The following is a 17,838-nucleotide window of genomic DNA, read 5'->3' on the forward strand; positions in this document are numbered from 1 at the left end:
AAATGCTATGAAAAGAATACTTATACGTGATGCAAATATAGTAAATGAAGGTAAGATTATACGTGGTGATGTGTATATAAAGGAGGGCTTGATTTATTCAGTTGGTGGAGATCTCTCAGGTAAGGAGGCAGATATAGAGATAAATGCCAATGGGAAATACCTTTTGCCAGGATTGATTGATGATCAAGTTCATTTCAGAGAACCAGGGTTGACCCATAAGGCAGAGATCTATACAGAAAGTAAAACAGCCGTGTCGGGAGGTGTTACCAGCTTTATGGAAATGCCTAACACGATTCCACAAAGTACAACACATGAACTTCTGGAAGAAAAATATTCAATTGCAGCACAAAGATCTCTAGCAAATTACTCTTTTTATTTGGGGGCTACAAATACCAATATAGAAACCATTAAAAGTGTAGATGCTGCAAATGTCTGTGGAGTAAAGGTTTTCCAAGGTTCCTCTACAGGGAACATGTTAGTGGATAACCCGGACAGTCTGGAGGCTATATTCAAAGAATGCCCTATTTTGATAGCTACCCATAGTGAGAATGACAATATAATTAAAGCTAACCTGGAGCGCTATAAGAAAGAATATGGTGAGAATATCCCTGCCAAGCTTCATCCTAAGATCAGAACTGAAGAAGCCTGCTATGATGCATCAAAAACTGTCGTTGAAATGGCTAAGACGTTTGGGACCAAACTTCATGTATTGCATATAAGTACTGGTAAGGAAGTTGCTTTATTTGATAATAGTCTACCTCTTTCAGAAAAAAGAATTACAGCAGAAGCCTGTATCCATCATTTGTGGTTTTCTGAAGAAGATTACAAAACGAAAGGGAATTTTATCAAATGGAATCCAGCGATCAAAACTTCAGAGGATAGGGCATTAATTGTAAAAGGCGTATTGGAAGGGAATATTGATGTTATTGCTACAGATCATGCCCCTCATACTATTGAAGAAAAAGAACAGTCTTATCTCAAAGCACCATCTGGAGGTCCACTTTTACAGCATGGATTGCCTGCTTTACTGGAAATGTACCATGATGGAAAGATTAGCTTGGAAAAAATTGTAGAAAAAACAAGCCATAATGTAGCCATACTGTTTGAGATTGAAAAACGTGGGTATTTAAGGGAAGGTTATTTTGCGGATTTAGTGTTGGTAGACTTGGACTCCCCATGGGAAGTAAAGAGAGACAATGTGTTATCTAAGTGTGGTTGGTCTCCTTTTGAAGGACAAACCTTCCGATCAAAAGTCACTCACACCATTGTGTCCGGACATTTGGCCTATGAAAACGGAGTGTTTAACGAAGAAATAAACGGAAGAAGACTTAAATTTTCAAGAAATGTGGGTTAATCTATTGCGTGACTGAAAAAAGGATATTACCTTTGCATTCCTATCTGATAAAAGAATCAGAAAATGTTAAAAATGGTGATTGTAGCTCAGCTGGTTAGAGCGCTGGTTTGTGGATCCAGAGGTCGCCGGTTCGAAACCGGTCTTTCACCCTCAAGCCCTCCCTTTTATTAGGGAGGGTTGTTTTTTTTATAGCCATAGCCTGTTATTTGTTAATCCATAACATCCGTTTTAAGGTGAATACAAATAGATGAAAAGCGATTATTATTTTACCTTTGAATGATTGAAAAACAGTAAGTTAGGATATGTCTTAAGGAGTGTCTGCAATTTGTTCGTATTGAAAACGCTATCTTTAATTAATGGCATGTTATTTGATTAGCGTTTATTATAGATTCATTTAATTTTAGTAGATCATGTTTAAGTTACTTCAGCCTTCAAAAAAAATTCCCCAAATCAGGTATGTTAATCTAAACCACGTTCAGATGTACATGATTAAATTTGAGGAATCAATCAGGAATTTTGAGAAAATTCAAAAGGAAAGTGCCTAATAAGTAGTTAAAAATATTTAATTCCGAAAGAACTCTAGTTGAGTTCTTTTTTTTTGCTCAAATTTTCGCTCCTTAGCTATCATTTAACTTATTTACTCTAGTTTTTAAGTCAAATATTTTTCTTTACGAAGTATTAAAGTATTTTTATAAAAACCTCAAACTTTTGTTTAAATGAGCTATATACACTTCGATAAGACTCAACTCATCAACCTTAATTATTCTTTAGATAAGGAGATAATACGATCCAACCCATTGGGTTGCTATACGAGTACAACGATTATCGGCTGCAATACCCGAAAGTATCATGGACTTTTGGTCGCCCCACAACCTCAAATAGATGGGCAGTTGCATGTACTGCTTTCTAATGTGCATGAAACCATTGTTCAAAAAGACGCTGTCTTTAATTTGGGCATCAATAAATATCCAGGAACCTATTCTCCTCGAGGCCATAAATACCTTGAAGATTTTGATTCTGAACCCATACCCAAACTTACTTACAGGGTAGGAGGAGTGATTTTAGATAAGGAAATTATTTTAGATTCAACGGAAGACCGGGTAATGATCAGGTATACCATGGTCGAAGCAATTATTCCTACCAAGTTAAGAATTAACCCATTTCTTGCCTTTAGGGGCTACCATGCTCTTTCAAAGGCCAATACGTATGTAAATAAGAAAATTAAAAAAATTGACAATGGGGTTCAGGTACAGCTTTATGATGCCTATGACCCTTTGTCTCTTCAGGTTTCAATTGGCAACGATTTCGTTCCTGTGCCAAATTGGTTTTATAATATCGAATACATTCGAGAAATAGAACGTGGTTATGATTACCAAGAAGACCTTTATGTGCCCGGGTATTTTGAGTTTGATATGAAGAAAGGGGACTCGGTGGTCTTTTCCGCAGGATTAAAAGTTGCTGATACAGGTAAACTTCATACTAAATTTAATGAAGAAATAAAGAGAAGGATTCCCAGAGATAATTTCGAAAACTGCTTAAAAAATTCTGCAGGACAGTTTATAAGTAGAAGAGATGGGGAGACACGTGTGATAGCAGGATATCCTTGGTTTGGCTGGTGGGGAAGAGATACCTTTATCGCTTTGCCCGGTTTGACCCTGACAATGGGAGACAATCAAACCTTTTTAGATGTCATGGACTCTATGTCCAAAGATTTAAAGGGAGCCATGTTCCCAAATGTGGGGAGTGGAGTATTGACTAATATGAACTCAATTGATGCGCCATTGTGGTTTTTCTGGTCGCTTCAGCAGTACATTATCTTTACAGGGGACAAGGAAACCATACAGTCAAAATACATAGACAAGTGCAAAGGAATTATTGATGGTTTTATTAAAGGAACCGAATTCAAAATTCATGTTAAAGAAAATGGTCTTATAAGTGGAGGTGTAGAAGGTGTTGGCCTGACATGGATGGATGCGGTAACCAAAGATGGCCCTGTGACACCAAGAATTGGTTGTCCAGTGGAAATCAATGCCTTGTGGTACAATGCTTTGTGCTTTTACCATGAAATGACAGGTGATGAATCTATTCGTGAGTTAGCAGACAAAGTAGCAATATCCTTTGTGGAGGGCTTTTGGTCTGAAAAGAAGGGATACCTGGCAGATGTCATAGATGGTGAAGAAAAAGATTGGTCAATAAGACCAAATATGGTCTTCGCTACCTCTTTGCCCTATAGTCCATTGAGCGATGAGCATAAGGACAAGGTTTTAGAAATAGTGAAAACTAATTTATTCACTCACAGGGGGCTAAGAACCTTGGCTCCTAGTGATCCAAGATACAAAGGCTATTATAAAGGTGATCAATATGAAAGGGACAATGCCTATCATCAGGGAACAGCATGGCCTTGGTTATTGGGCCATTTTGCTGAAGGGTATTTGAAACTACATGGAAAGCAAGGCAAGAAACTGGTGGAAAATATGATCAGTAGCTTTGATGAGGTGATGACACAATATGGGATAGGAACGATAGCGGAGATTTATGAAGGTGACCCTCCTCATAGGCCAAAAGGAGCCATATCACAAGCTTGGAGTGTAGGTGAATTGTTAAGGATGAAATATTTAATCAACAACTTGTAAAGGGACCATATATGAAAGTATTAATGTTTGGTTGGGAATTTCCTCCTCATATTTCCGGTGGCTTAGGTACTGCCTGCTACGGTTTGGTGAAAGGAATGGACCACCACAAACAAGACCTGATTTTTGTTGTCCCAAAGTTATGGGGGGATGAAGATCCATTGGCTGAATTTGTAAATGCGAGTGAAGTTGAAATAGATTATCGGGAACGTCGTTTTCGGGATATATGGAAAAGCCTCACCTACCTTGAAGTAAGCTCTTTTCTTGTGCCTTATCTAAGCCCAGAGGAATATCATAATCACACCGAGCGTCTTTTAAAAGATCAGGATGAACTCGAATCCAGTGTGCTTGCTAATAAGTTTAGTTTTAGTGGTAAATACGGTAAAGACCTTATCTTAGAGGTGTCCCGTTATGCTTTGGTAGCTGCGCAAATCGCTAAGAATAAAAAATTTGATTTGATTCATGCCCATGATTGGCTTTCATTTCCTGCAGGTATAGCTGCCAAGCAGATAAGTGGTAAACCAATGATAGCTCATGTTCATGCCACAGAGTTTGACCGATCAGGGCAGACCGTTAACCAAAGGGTTTATGATATTGAAAAGGCAGGGATGGAAGCGGCCGATAAAATTATCGCAGTAAGCCAGCTTACAAAAAATACCATTGTCTCTAAGTATGGCATTCCTGAAGAGAAAGTTACAGTGGTTCACAATGCTGTATTGGATGCCAGTATTATTAAGTCAAATGTAGTGAAAAAGGTACCTGAAAAAATAGTCACCTTTTTAGGAAGGATAACTTTCCAGAAAGGACCTGAGTATTTTGTGGAGGCAGCTGCAAAAGTAATCCAAAAAGACGATAATGTCCGGTTTGTGATGGCAGGGTCAGGAGATCTTTTGAATCGTATGATTCAAAGAGTCGCGGAGTTGAGGATAGGTACAAAATTTCATTTTACTGGATTTCTTAAAGGGGATGATGTAGATACAATGTTTGCCCTGAGTGATGTGTATGTTATGCCTTCTGTTTCAGAGCCTTTTGGTATATCCCCCTTGGAAGCCGTAAGACACAATACTCCAGTAATCATTTCCAAACAGTCTGGAGTAGCGGAAGTTCTACAAAATGCTGTAAAAGTAGATTTTTGGGACACTGATGCCATGGCGGATGCCATATTTGCACTCTTGCATTACAATGGTATCTCCAAAATGTTTAAGGAAATGGGAAGAGAAGAATTAAAAAGGCTCAAATGGGAGCACGTTGCCGAGAAGGTAATAGGTATTTATAAGCAAACCGTTAACCAATAGAATATGAGAACCATTTGTTTTTATTTTCAAGTACATCAACCCTTCAGATTGAAACCCTATCGCTTTTTTGAAATTGGGGACGATCATGATTATTGGGATGATTACTCGAACAGAAACATCATGAATAAGGTAGCTAAAAAATGTTACCTTCCGATGAACCAACTGTTGTTGGAATTGATCAGGAAATATGATGGTAAGTTTAAGGTATGCTTTTCGTTGTCTGGGACTGTTCTCGACCAGATGGAGGCTTATGCGCCGGAAGTATTGCATAGCTTTCAGGAGCTGGTAGCTACTGGTCATGTTGAATTACTCAACGAAACCTATGGGCACTCACTTTGTGCACTTAAAAGTGAAACTGAGTTTAAAGACATGGTAAGTCTGCATCAGGAAAAAATTCAACATCACTTTAATGGGTACAAACCAAAAGTGTTTAGGAATACTGAGTTGATTTATTCAGATGATATTGGGAAAATGGTAGCTGATATGGGCTTTGAAGGCATCCTTTCAGAAGGCGCCAAACATATCCTTGGCTGGAAAAGCCCCAATTTTGTATATGTAAATGCAATAGAACCTAAACTGAAGGTTTTGCTTAAAAATTTCAGATTAAGTGATGATATCGCTTTTAGGTTTGGAGAAAAAACATGGACAGACTACCCACTTACTACTGATAAATTTATCAGCTGGATAAACCAAGTACCAAAGGAGGATGAAGTCATTAACCTGTTTATGGATTATGAAACATTCGGTGAACACCAATGGAAAGAGACAGGGATTTTTGATTTTATGAGAGACCTTCCTGAAGCAATTCTTAGCCAGACAAATTTCAATTTTTCTACCCCGTCTGAAGTAATAGGGAATGCCTCCCCAGTAGGACAAATAGATGTGCCTATTCCTATTTCATGGGCTGATGAAGAGCGAGATTTGACCGCTTGGTTAGGCAATGATCTTCAGGATGAGGCTTTTGACAGGCTTTTCGAATTGGAAAAGCAAGTTAAAAACGCAAATGATCCTGATATCTATAAGGACTGGCGCTACTTGCAGACCAGTGATCATTTCTATTATATGTGTACGAAATTTTTCTCCGACGGAGATATTCACGCTTATTTTAGCCCTTACGAGAGCCCATATGAAGCGTTTATAAATTACATGAATGTACTCAGTGATTTTATTTTGAGATTAAAGCAGGCAGAAAAAGCGAAGGTGTAAATTTTTTACAACCTTGATATTAATTTGAGCATCCCTGTTTTTCAGGGATGCTTTTTGCTATTACTGATAACTGTACATGACCTGACTGCCTTTTTCAGCGTCTAAAACAATATTGGCGAAAACTTCGATTTCCTGCTGTAGTTCTTCAACATGACTGATTATACCCACAATTCTGTTTTCATGTCTTAGTGCCTTTAAGGTTTCAAATACTATACGAAGCGATTTTCTGTCCAAGGCCCCAAAACCTTCATCTAGAAAGAAGAAGCTTTGATCAGCCTGGTTGAGGGATTTTACTTTTTCAGCCAAGGCCAATGCCAAACACAATGATGCTTGAAAAGTTTGGCCTCCAGACAAGGTTTTTAACAATCGCTTCTTTCCTTCATTCAGGTAATCTACCACCCAAAAGGTATTGTTGGCATCTATCTCCAGTCTTAGGCTATTTTTGGTCAATTGGGTAAATCTTTTATTTGCCGTGTTGCACAATTCCTTAAGGTAAATACTGCTTACATACTTCACAAACCCACTGCCTTTAAACAGTTGCTCCAATTCTTTTAAATTTGTGGCCCTGTTTTCCATGGCATCAAGTAGCTTGGCCAAGTCCTTCTTTGTTTCTAGTTTTTCTTTTAGCTCAGAAATATCACGGTCCAGATTTATCGTTTTTTTATTGATAGCATCTAGCTCGGCTTTCTTTGAATCAAACTCTTCCTGAAGTAAATTGAAATGTACCTGGTCAAAGTTCTTAACTCCCTCTTCTGCTTCTAATGAGCTTAAATGGGATTGTACGATAGAACATTCTTTTTCATACTCTCTAATCTCCCGGTCAAACTTCTCCTCATCCAGGTTGCTATTGAAAAGTTTGTCGAGTAGTTTTTGGTCGGTTTGGCCTAGCTTGGTTTTCAATTCATCGTATTTACTGTTTAAAGTTTCTAACTTCAAAACAGCCACTTCTTTGTTGTTTTTGAAATTCTCCAGGTTAGCAAGGTTAGTGGCTTCATCGTTGCGCTTATCCTTCAGAACTTTTTGTTTTCCATCCAATAAATTAGCTGTGTCCTCAATGTCTTTTAGGACAGTGGCTATTGTTTGTTTGATGGTTTCAGTGGAGGATTGCATGTATCCATTGCTGAAGTTTTTGTCGCTTATTTCCTCCTCTTTTGCTTTTAATCTGCTGGTAAGTTCTATTGTTTGTTGCTCGCCTAACTTCAGTTGCTGTTGACCATTTTCTATTTGAAGCCTTAAGCTCTCCAGTTGCTTTCTATACTCTCTGGCAGACTTTTGTAAGGATTCTTCTTTTTCTATTTGACCTTTAAGCTTTTTGAACCTTCCTTTTAAGGCCTCGAGGTCCTTAAGGCCGTCTTCCAATAGATCGTTTTTAAGGAAAGAGAATTCAATATTTAAAGTTTTTAAATCCTGTTCCTTCTCAGTGTAAAGTTTGACTTGATTTGTTTTTTGTAAGTTTTGATCGTAGAGTTGACGGGAAAGTTTTTGGATTTTATCGATAGTCTGCTTTGAAACTATAAGCTGTTGCTTGAATTCGGCTACTTTTTCTTCAGTTTCGTCTGTGCTAAGCGGCATAGGGTGATGAACAGAACCACATAGAGGACAGGGTTCACCTGTCTTTAAACTTTTGACATGTGCTTGCAATGCTTTGTTCTCTATCAATTGTTCTTTCCCTGCCTCTAATGATTTGAGGTGCTCATTCTCCCAATTGGACCAACTATCTAAGTTTTCAAACTGACTCGGAATTGCAGCTGTGATTTCTTCTTCACGCTCTTTTATGGACTGAATTTCTTTTTTGATCTGGGCTAAGGACAGCTCAAGGTTGTTTATGTTTTCCGAAAAATTGCTCCAATCCTTAATGTCACCGGTGAGCTTTGCCAGTTGCGTACTTGTAGCCTGGCTTCTGCTATTATCCAGTTCTTCTTCAAGTGAAGAGAGCTGTTTTTCTATTGCTGCTAATTTCCCCTGGTTTTCAATAAGGCTTGGCTTAATCGAAGAAACTTTGTTTTTTGCTTCTTCAAGGTCTTTTATGATGACCTGAAGCTCCAATACTTTTTTTAGATCTCGGATCTTGGCCTCTCTTAAAGGTCTTTTTTCTGCTTTTTCTCTTAGTTCTCTTTCCTGAAGTTCTAATTTGCGGATATCATCAGAATAGGCCTCTTTAAACCTATTGCAATTGACTATGCCCGTGGTGGCTTTTTCCAATTCCAGTTGACAATCCTTTATCTGGTTCCATATTGGGCGCAGGTAGTTGTTTGCTTGAGTATAGGCCTTTAGCTCTTTCTTTTTCTCTTCCATCTCCTGTGTGCGAGATTGAAGAGCATCCCATTTGGATTGAAAATCTATGAACTGCAGGTGCTTCTTTTTCAAGGCCTCAAGGGACTGTAGCTGAAGACTGGTTTTGTCTAAGTTTTCACTTGCTTTTTTTCCTGCCTCTTTGAATTCCTCTCTTAATTTAAATTTCTCTTTTAAAATCTCCTCAGAAGTATCACCTAATCCTTCCAATTGTGTTTCTAATCGAATCAGTTCGTTCTTTACTACCTTCAATAAACCACCTGTTTTGGCCGATAAATCAAAACGTTCTAGGCCAAACAATTCCTTCATCATTTCTGCTCTGGGACCAGGAGTGAGGTCTATAAATTCCCTGAATTTACCTTGAGGGATAATTACCGTTTGTTTGAAATGCTCCTTTTTCATGCCGATGATAGCTTCGGCATTTTGCTGTATTGGGCTTGTTTCTCCTCCTTCTATTAGATAAAATGTGTGTTCTGCAGGCTTGATTTCATTGAAATTTTTAGCGTTTCGCTTTACCGAATACCTGGCCAGGAAATGTTGACTATTGTTTTTGCCAGCACTAAATTCAAAGTTGATCAGTAAATGATTGCTCTGAAGATTGACCATACTGTTTTTCTCCCCCCTGTCAGAAAGCCTTTCTGTACTGCCATACAATGCCAATAGTATTGCTTCCAAAATGGAAGATTTACCACTGCCAACTGCTCCGAAAATCCCAAACATTCCTGCAGCAGTAAGTTTTTCAAAATCTATGATTTGTTCTTCTTTGTAGGAGTACAGTCCTTTAATTGAAAGCTTTAATGGAATCATATTTTATTGTCTTGACTAAGTATTTCTCTAAAAATGGACATCAGTTCTTCATTTGGTAATTGTCCTTTTTCACTTTTATAATACATGTTAAACAAGCTATTCATGTCTTTGTCCAAATCCTCTACTTGCAACTCGTCATTAGCATCCTCAGTTAGGTTTTTGATATGAGGAATAAGGTTGATAATGCCATCGTGAGCTTGGAGAAGGCTTTTTCTAGTAGCCGCATCTATGGAGTTTTCCGTTTCATAAGTTAATTCAACGAAACAATTGGGGTTTTCCTCCAGCCATTTCAAAGCTGTACCCAGTTCGTTGAATTTTTTTCGCTCAAGTTTTCGCCCTTGCTTAAGAGGGATTGGCTTGTAATCTACGGGTTTGTTGGGTTCACCAGTAATGAGAACTACTTGTTTTTCCTGACCAGCTTCACTAAATGAATAAGCTAAAGGAGAACTTGAATACACCACTGGAAATGGACTTTTGGTGGTAGCATGGTACCTGTGCAAATGACCCAATGCTGCATATTGGATTTGTGAAGGTATATTGGAGGTGTACAAAGCCTGAGTGCCTCCTACATGTAATATCGGACGCTCGCTTTCAGGTTCTTTTTCAGGAGTTGTTCCTTCCTTTACAAAGAAAAAATGACCCAGAAATAAATTCAAACCTTTTGTGTCACAGTATTGCTTAGCTAGTCCCGTCCATTTTTCTTCCAACACCTTTCTGAGCTCATTTTCTCTATCTCCCTCTCCCAAGTAGGTGCGAAGAGATACTTCGTTGGCATAAGGTGCCAATAATATGCGTACTGGGAAATCCAGATGAGGTAATTTTAATGAGACAAAACCTTTGTCCGAAGCGACAACTTCCACACCACTGTCAAGCTTTCCTGTTGGGATTATGCTGTCGTACCTACTATAAAAGAAGATACCCATCTCCCTTGCCAATGGGTCCGGTGCTTCTATAAATTGGGTGCTATCGTGGTTTCCTGAAATTGCTACTATAGGCCTTTGCCCATTTTTCGAGAGCTTACGAAGTGTTTTGTACAATAATTCGATGGCCTCATGACTGGGGTTAAATCCATCGAAAATATCCCCGGCAATCAGCACCAAGTCTACGTCTTCAGAATTAGCGATTTCTGTGATTTCTTCAAGTACAAGCTTTTGTTCCTCAAGCCTGGAAGCCTCTTGAAGTCTCTTCCCCAAATGCCAGTCAGCTGTATGTAATATTTTAATTTGCATTTTTATTAAAGCTCTAATCTCTAAATATGAATTGATCAACCCTGTGATGGTATTGTGTCAGTAATAGCCAAAAAGATTCCTAGGCAATATTATCCAGGTATTGGGAGCATAATTTTTATCTTATTTATTAATTCATTTGGCCATTTTGGGCCAAAACTATTTCTTAGTTCGAAGTAAGCTCGGATAAATTTACGTTAAAGACAGGGGAGGACAAGGACATTTCCTTATTTTTGGGATCAATTTTATAGAGTAATGAATCCAAGTTGAATGGGTAGGCATCTATCAAGTACCGTTTCGCTTAGTTTCCTAAAATTGTTATGAAATAGATATTCAGCTAATTGGGATGTTGTTTTCTATTGATCTACTATCCCCATTTAGTGTTTTCATCTACTGTGGGTTTTAAGGTAACTCCTGGTTTTGGCGTTTATTTCTAGCGAATCGATTGAAAATCAGTCAGTCTGAATCAATTGGAATAATTGTTGTGAGTAAATTTAGTATGAAAAGAATTTTGGCATTATGCCTTGTTGCTACCTTGGGCTTTGAAAGTCTTCTATTTGCCCAGTCCCCTTTTACTTCCCCAGATTCTCTTTTGGTTATTCAGGAAGGAATTGCAAGTTTTTATGGAACACGTTTTCATAATCGAAAAACGGCTAATGGTGAAGTATACGATATGTGGGAGTTCACAGCAGCACACAAACACCTGCCATTTGGGACCTTGGTGAAAGTGACCAACCAACAGAATGGTTTAGAGGCAATTGTTCGAATCAATGATCGCTTGCCGAAGAGTTCGAAAAGAATAATAGACCTCTCTAAAGGTGTCGCAAAGCATTTGGAAATGGTAAACGATGGCGTAGTTCCTGTAAAATTATCCTTATTGAGTGAACAGGCGGTTGAATGGGTAAGGGACCAATACAAGAAAGTACCTAAGGATATTCGATTGAGAAATTTTCATCAGGAAATAGCTTTTACAAGAGACGATGAAGAGCTATTAAAAATAGAAAACAAAGCTTATTAAATTGGCTTAACTGGGTCCGATGTCTTGAGAGAATTAGTTTAATAATTCACAATTGCACTTCAGTGGGTGATTTTGTTCAGGTACATTTCGTTAATTTCCAAATTTCCAGTGGTAAAGACAGTGGGGATGCTTTTATCTTTCTACTTTAATTTTTGATAGATTAAATCACTTCAGGATAACCTTTAATAATAAGTCAAAAAGATTGGAAACCTTAGCAAACGATGAGTACCAATGCTATTTTCTTGTCCTAAGCAACTTGTAGGTCCTACTCAATAAATCAGTTTATACCTCTTAGGTCAGAATGAATTTGTGCCATGGTCAGTTCAATCCGAAATATGCAATAGACAATCTATTACGTGCTGAAATCGCTTCAAAATCAGCCACTTCGTTGCTGTTATCAATTTCACCATAGCGGTGCTATGTTAAAATCTCCAAACAGCCTGATTGTCTTGCGATTGCAACACTTCCCGTAAACACGGGACAGGCTTCACCCCTGACATACATAATCCGGGTTCAAAGAATTCCGAGGTAAAGGAAGGAAATGGCTTTGAGGTATTAATGCGTATTGAAAAATTCTTTTCAGAAATTATCTTCAGCCCGAAATAATGAAAAAGGCATAGGCTGACAGAGGTAAGCCAAATTATCCAGGCTAAAAAGCATAGGTCAAAAGCTGTTTATATTTTAACGATACGCTCCATTTATGTTATGGTCGTTGTTTTATATTGCTTACTTTTGATGACTTAAAATCCCCTAAATAGATTGGTATTATGAGCAAAGTGAGAGCTAAAAAACATTTGGGCCAACATTTTCTTAAAGACTTAAATGTTGCTGAAAAGATAGCCGGGTCACTTACTGGCCATATGGAGACAGGTGTAGTATTGGAGATTGGGCCAGGTATGGGAGTGCTTACTGATTTCCTATTGAAGAAGAATTGGGATTTAAAACTAATTGAGATTGATAAGGAGTCAATTACTTATTTGAATACTAAATATGAGGGAGAAAACCTTGAAATTATAGAAGGTGATTTCCTGAATTATGATTTCAGGGAAAAGCTTAGTGCTTCCCATGCGATCATCGGGAATTTTCCTTATAATATATCCAGTCAGATTTTCTTTAAAGTATTGGAAAGAAGACACCTTGTGACCGAAGTGGTGGGTATGTTGCAAAAGGAGGTAGCGGAGCGAATGACATCAAAGAAAGGGAACAAAACCTATGGTATATTAAGTGTATTGCTTCAAGCTTACTATGATGTGGAATACTTGTTTACAGTCCCCCCAGAAGTATTTGATCCACCGCCCAAGGTCAATAGTGGGGTGATTCGTATAAAACGGAATGAGGTAGATAAGTTGGATTGTAATGAGAAGTTGTTCTTTAGACTTGTCAAGCAGGCCTTTAGTACAAGAAGAAAAACCCTGAGAAATGCACTAAAACCCATGGGGCTTTCAGATGAATTCAAAGCTATGCCTATGTTGGATTTGAGGGCCGAACAGCTTGGGGTGGCTGAATTTGTTTTATTAACCCAACAACTTGAAGCATCTTGGAAAGAATAGAATTATTTGAGCTGTCTAAGGAGTACTTAGAAGCCCTAAAGGAAAATATAATTGGTGAACATGTAGACTTCATTCAAGAGTCCATGCAAGATGCCAATAAAGCAGATGTTGCTGCATTATTGGATGAGTTGGAAATGATGGAGGCCCTATTTGTCCTAAGAGCCCTCGATCCTGATTTTTCTGCAGATATTCTGAATGAATTAGAAGAGGATTCTCAATACAAAGTTATCAAGGCAATGCCTCCTGAGGAGTTGGCCACGCTGATAGATCACATGGATTCTGATGATGCAGTGGATATACTGAATCAATTGGTAGTAAATGACCGTGAGGCAGTGATAAGCCATCTTGAGGCAAAGGAGAAATCCCTTTACATTATAGAGCTTCTTCGCTACGATGAGGACAGTGCTGGGGGGCTTATGGCAAAGGAGATCATAAAAGCCAACCTGAACTGGACAGTGGTGCAGACCATTGATGAAATTAGAAGGCAGGCGGAAAATGTAGAGAAGATTTTTAGCATTTATGTAGTAGACAATAAGGAAAAGTTGCTTGGTCGGGTAGCTTTGAAAAAGTTGATTTTAGCCTCTTCGGACACTAAAGTTGCTGACCTATATGAAGACAATATAATATCTGTACCCACCTATATGGAAGGGGAGGAAGTGGCTGAAATTATGCGTAAGTATGATTTAGAGGCTATTCCGGTTGTGAATGTTAAAAACAAACTTGTAGGTAGAATTACCGTAGATGATATACTTGATCTGATAAGGGAACAAGCCGACGAGGATATTCAGGCCATGACAGGTATCTCGGATGATGTGGAAGAGTCCGATTCAGTATATAGGCTTTCCAGGGCCAGGTTGCCTTGGCTTTTAATAGGTATGGTAGGCGGACTTTTGGGAGCTGGATTTATTGGTTTCTTTGAAGAAGGACTAAATGCCGTTACAGCCTTGGCTTTTTTTATTCCATTGATTACAGCTACAGGGGGGAATGTGGGCATACAGTCTTCTACATTGGTTGTGCAGAGTTTGGCAAATAGGTCCGTATTTGCAGATAGTTTGACCAAACGATTACTTAAAGTGCTATTGGTTGCCATTTTAAATGGGCTGGTACTTTCCTTGTTTGTGATGGCCACTGTGGTATTTCTGTACGATAAGGAAGTAAAGTTCGGTTTGGTTGTTAGTATTGCCTTATTTAGTGTGGTTTTGCTGGCTTCATTTATGGGGACATTGACACCTATTGTTTTGGATAAATTGGGGATCAATCCTGCGATGGCTTCAGGCCCCTTTATCACTACTGCCAATGATTTGTTGGGTTTAGGAGTGTATTTTATGGTAGCCACTTTGTTATTGAATCTTTAATTAGCACATGAAAATTTTAATCATTGATCAGATGCATGAGAGCATCGTTCCGTTGTTGGAAGAAAAGGGTTACGAGGCACATTATAGGCCGGATATAGATAGAGAGGGTATTCTTCAAATACTAGCCGACTATGAAGGGCTTGTTATTCGTTCTAAAACACCCATTGACAGGGATTTATTGGTAAAAGGGATTAATTTAAAGTTTGTGGCCCGAGCAGGTGCAGGCTTAGACAATATTGATTTGGATTACCTAGAGCAAAATGGTATTGCACTTTATTCTGCGCCAGAAGGCAATAGAGATGCTGTAGCTGAACATGCTGTAGGAATGCTTTTAGCACTCTTTAATCACTTCGTTCAATCTGATAACCAAGTAAGACGTGGTGTTTGGGATCGAGAAGGAAACAGAGGGGAGGAGCTATGTGGCAAAACTGTAGGGATTTTTGGTTTTGGGAACATGGGGTCTGCTTTTGCTCAGCGACTCAAAGGCTTTGGGGTAAAGGTGCTAGCCTATGACAAATACAAAAAAGGCTTTGGAAATGAGTTTGTTGAGGAATGTAGTTTTGAAAAAATTCAGGAAAAAGCAGAGGTTTTAAGTATTCATGTTCCCTTGACGGAAGAGACTAGAAATTTCTTTACAGCTGATATTATAAACGGATTTAATCATCCATTTTATCTGATTAATACAGCCCGAGGGGAAGTGATTAGTTTTGATACACTCATAGAAGGGCTTGAGAAGGGGCAGTTGAAAGGGGCTGCTTTGGATGTGTTGGAAAAAGAAAAACTCCAGAAGCTAACTGTTGCTGAGAAAAAGTCGTTTGAGCAACTAACGGGCTTCAAACAGGTACTGTTTTCGCCCCATGTAGCAGGGTGGACCAAAGAGTCTTACCGGAAGATAAATGAGGTTTTAGTAGCTAAAATTGCCGGTCAATGGAAGGGTTAGTGTCTTAATAAAAGATAGTTAAATTGTAAAATATGAATTCTTATTTTATCTTTGCGTATAGAAAATAATGGAAGCATATGGAAACGGTCTCAAGGTTGAGGCCGTTATTTTATTTAATAAGAGGCTAACAATTAATAAATATGGGAAGCATACAGTATTATACAGAAGAAGGATTGCGGAAGCTCAAAGATGAGCTTCAGTTCCTAAAGACCAAGGGCAGAACAGACATTGCCAAGCAAATTGCGGAAGCCAGAGATAAGGGTGATTTGAGTGAAAATGCAGAATATGATGCAGCCAAAGATGCTCAGGGGCATTTGGAATTGAAGATTGCCAAACTTGAAAACGTCATTGGTAATGCCAGGGTATTGGACAACTCCAAAATGGATACGTCTAAGGTAGGTATTCTATGCACTGTAAAAATAAAAAATGTAAAAAATGGCATGACAGTTTCCTATACTTTGGTTTCTGAGGAAGAAGCTGATCTTAAACAAAATAAGATTTCCTCAGCATCTCCCTTTGGCAAAGGCCTTTTGGGAAAGAAAGTCGGAGATATTGCTCAAATCCAAGCCCCTGCCGGTTTGGTAGAATTTGAAGTGCTTGAAATAAGCATATAATTTTTTAATCCCGGTTGCGATGCATCGGGATTTTTTTGTGATCAATCATTAACTTCCTTACTTATGCCTTCTATTTTCACAAAGATTATCAACAGAGAAATCCCGGCACATATCGTTGCTGAGGATGAGCAACATATTGCTTTTTTAGACATCATGCCCTTGGTAAAAGGCCACGTATTGGTGGTGCCCAAGGAAGAAGTAGATTACATCTATGACCTGGATGATGAATTGTATGCTAGTCTTCACCTTTTTGCCAAGAAAGTCGCCAAAGCCCAAGAGTCAGTCATCAAATGTACCCGAATAGGTGTGGCTGTCATCGGCTTGGAGGTACCTCATGTACATATCCATTTGGTACCGCTAAGAAGCATGGATGATATCAATTTCAGCAGGCCAAAGCTACAATTGGAGCCTTCAGAAATGGAAGAAATTGCCTCAAAAATTAAGCAAGCTTTCAATCAAGCGAATTAAAACCTTCCTTTATCCCGGTGGCTGAGCGGAGCCGAAGCATGGTTACTGAGCGGAGCCGAAGTATGGTCCGGTTATCTTACCACCAATCCCATTGGATTGACTTTTTGACCTGACACAAAATTAAATTAGTGTTACAATAAGCTATTCTGAAATTCCCCCTTTTAAGGGGGCAAGGGGGGTTTTACGTAAAATGTAAACCTAAAGTAGTATTTAAATTTTAATAGGTAAACTTTTTTAGGACAAGTACTCATCACAGATAAATCCCGAATTGCTCAAATATTTCGCCCCTGCAGGGCTTAGGTTGCAATACTGATTTTCCACACAGGGCTTCACCCTGTGCTATTATATTTGTCCCCTGCAGGGCCGGGATTATTTGTAGGAATTGAGGCTTAACCACCTTGGGTATTTAGTTGAAAATGAACTTATAATCTGGATATTTTTTCATTTTAGCCCTGAAAAGGCATAGTAACTTAGCACAGGGTGTCAGCCCTGTGGCAATAGGTAAATATTTTAATCCTGAGCCCTGGAAGGGTGGCATCCATTTTACATAAATTGACTCGTCCTGAAAAAAGTTTACAGTTTTAAAATTTATTGCTTGTTAGCAGCCCAAATTTTCATTTCTCAAATTGCTTAAATATTTCGCCCCTGCAGGGCTTAGGTTGCAATACTGGTTTTCTACATAGGGCTTCACCCTGTGCTATTGTATTTGTCCCTTTCAGGGCCGGGGTTATTTGTAGGAATTGGGGCTTAACCACCTTGGGTTTTTAGTTGAAAAATGCATTTTATTATCCTGATGTTTTTTTCATTTAGCCCTGAAAGGGCGTAGTAACTTAGCACAGGGTGTCAGCCCTGTGGAAATAGGTGAAAATTTTAAATCCTGAGCCCTGAAAGGGTGGCAATCTCAGTTTTCACTTTGACCTATCCAGAAAAAAAACACAAATAAATGTGTGAAATGAAAAGAAAGAGTAAACCTAATTTAGGCCGGTGGCACTTGTTTTTTTGGTTTTCTGCATTTTTCTCAAACTATTAACCCCAAATATTCTTTTGAAAATTCACCTTTTTATTTCGGGAATTGGTAAGGGC

12 protein-coding genes and 1 tRNA gene are annotated in these 17,838 nt (G+C 38.6%); 11 read left to right on the top strand and 2 right to left on the bottom strand.

Features of this window, described 5'->3' with window-relative positions; all coding sequences use genetic code 11:
• Positions 1-7 precede the first annotated feature (7 nt).
• From AC13EX_RS15485 to AC13EX_RS15505, 5 genes are all read left to right on the top strand, one after another.
• The gene (locus tag AC13EX_RS15485; RefSeq protein WP_482893382.1) at positions 8-1,354 is read left to right on the top strand and encodes a dihydroorotase; all 1,347 of its coding nucleotides are present in this window, start codon (positions 8-10) and stop codon (positions 1,352-1,354) included.
• Between the two features lie 74 nt (positions 1,355-1,428).
• A tRNA-His gene (locus tag AC13EX_RS15490) sits at positions 1,429-1,504 on the top strand.
• A gap of 566 nt (positions 1,505-2,070) precedes the next feature.
• Complete coding sequence (locus AC13EX_RS15495) at positions 2,071-3,987, top strand: amylo-alpha-1,6-glucosidase (RefSeq protein WP_482893383.1); 1,917 nt, start codon at positions 2,071-2,073, stop codon at positions 3,985-3,987.
• Between the two features lie 11 nt (positions 3,988-3,998).
• On the top strand, positions 3,999-5,279 hold the full coding sequence (locus AC13EX_RS15500; RefSeq protein ID WP_048640833.1) for a glycosyltransferase family 4 protein: 1,281 nt from the start codon (positions 3,999-4,001) through the stop codon (positions 5,277-5,279).
• A gap of 3 nt (positions 5,280-5,282) precedes the next feature.
• The gene (locus tag AC13EX_RS15505) at positions 5,283-6,485 is read left to right on the top strand and encodes a glycoside hydrolase family 57 protein (RefSeq protein WP_482893384.1); all 1,203 of its coding nucleotides are present in this window, start codon (positions 5,283-5,285) and stop codon (positions 6,483-6,485) included.
• 60 nt (positions 6,486-6,545) lie between these two features.
• Here AC13EX_RS15505 and AC13EX_RS15510 read toward each other — a convergent pair whose 3' ends face one another.
• Positions 6,546-9,584 (bottom strand): AAA family ATPase, encoded by a 3,039-nt coding sequence (locus AC13EX_RS15510; RefSeq protein WP_482893385.1) that lies wholly within the window; start codon positions 9,582-9,584, stop codon positions 6,546-6,548.
• Positions 9,581-10,813 carry a metallophosphoesterase family protein gene (locus tag AC13EX_RS15515; protein ID WP_482893386.1) on the bottom strand — a complete coding sequence of 411 codons (1,233 nt, stop codon included), beginning with the start codon at positions 10,811-10,813 and terminating at the stop codon, positions 9,581-9,583. The genes AC13EX_RS15510 and AC13EX_RS15515 overlap by 4 nt, the downstream gene beginning before the upstream one ends.
• Before the next feature lie 496 nt (positions 10,814-11,309).
• Between AC13EX_RS15515 and AC13EX_RS15520 the strand changes: the two genes are divergently transcribed.
• From AC13EX_RS15520 to AC13EX_RS15545, 6 genes are all read left to right on the top strand, one after another.
• Complete coding sequence (locus tag AC13EX_RS15520) at positions 11,310-11,828, top strand: septal ring lytic transglycosylase RlpA family protein (protein ID WP_482893387.1); 519 nt, start codon at positions 11,310-11,312, stop codon at positions 11,826-11,828.
• Between the two features lie 767 nt (positions 11,829-12,595).
• Positions 12,596-13,378, top strand: coding sequence for a 16S rRNA (adenine(1518)-N(6)/adenine(1519)-N(6))-dimethyltransferase RsmA (gene rsmA, locus AC13EX_RS15525; protein WP_482893388.1), 783 nt, complete (start codon positions 12,596-12,598; stop codon positions 13,376-13,378).
• Positions 13,366-14,733: a magnesium transporter gene (mgtE, locus tag AC13EX_RS15530; RefSeq protein ID WP_048640828.1), complete on the top strand. Its 1,368-nt coding sequence runs from the start codon at positions 13,366-13,368 to the stop codon at positions 14,731-14,733. The genes rsmA and mgtE overlap by 13 nt, the downstream gene beginning before the upstream one ends.
• Before the next feature lie 7 nt (positions 14,734-14,740).
• Positions 14,741-15,673 (top strand): NAD(P)-dependent oxidoreductase, encoded by a 933-nt coding sequence (locus tag AC13EX_RS15535; RefSeq protein WP_482893389.1) that lies wholly within the window; start codon positions 14,741-14,743, stop codon positions 15,671-15,673.
• 140 nt (positions 15,674-15,813) lie between these two features.
• Complete coding sequence (greA, locus tag AC13EX_RS15540) at positions 15,814-16,287, top strand: transcription elongation factor GreA (protein WP_014019090.1); 474 nt, start codon at positions 15,814-15,816, stop codon at positions 16,285-16,287.
• A gap of 63 nt (positions 16,288-16,350) precedes the next feature.
• Entirely contained in the window at positions 16,351-16,755 is a 405-nt protein-coding gene (locus tag AC13EX_RS15545) for an HIT family protein (protein WP_482893390.1), read from the top strand.
• Positions 16,756-17,838 lie beyond the last annotated feature (1,083 nt).

The organism is Cyclobacterium sp. L-R, assembly GCF_056859355.1.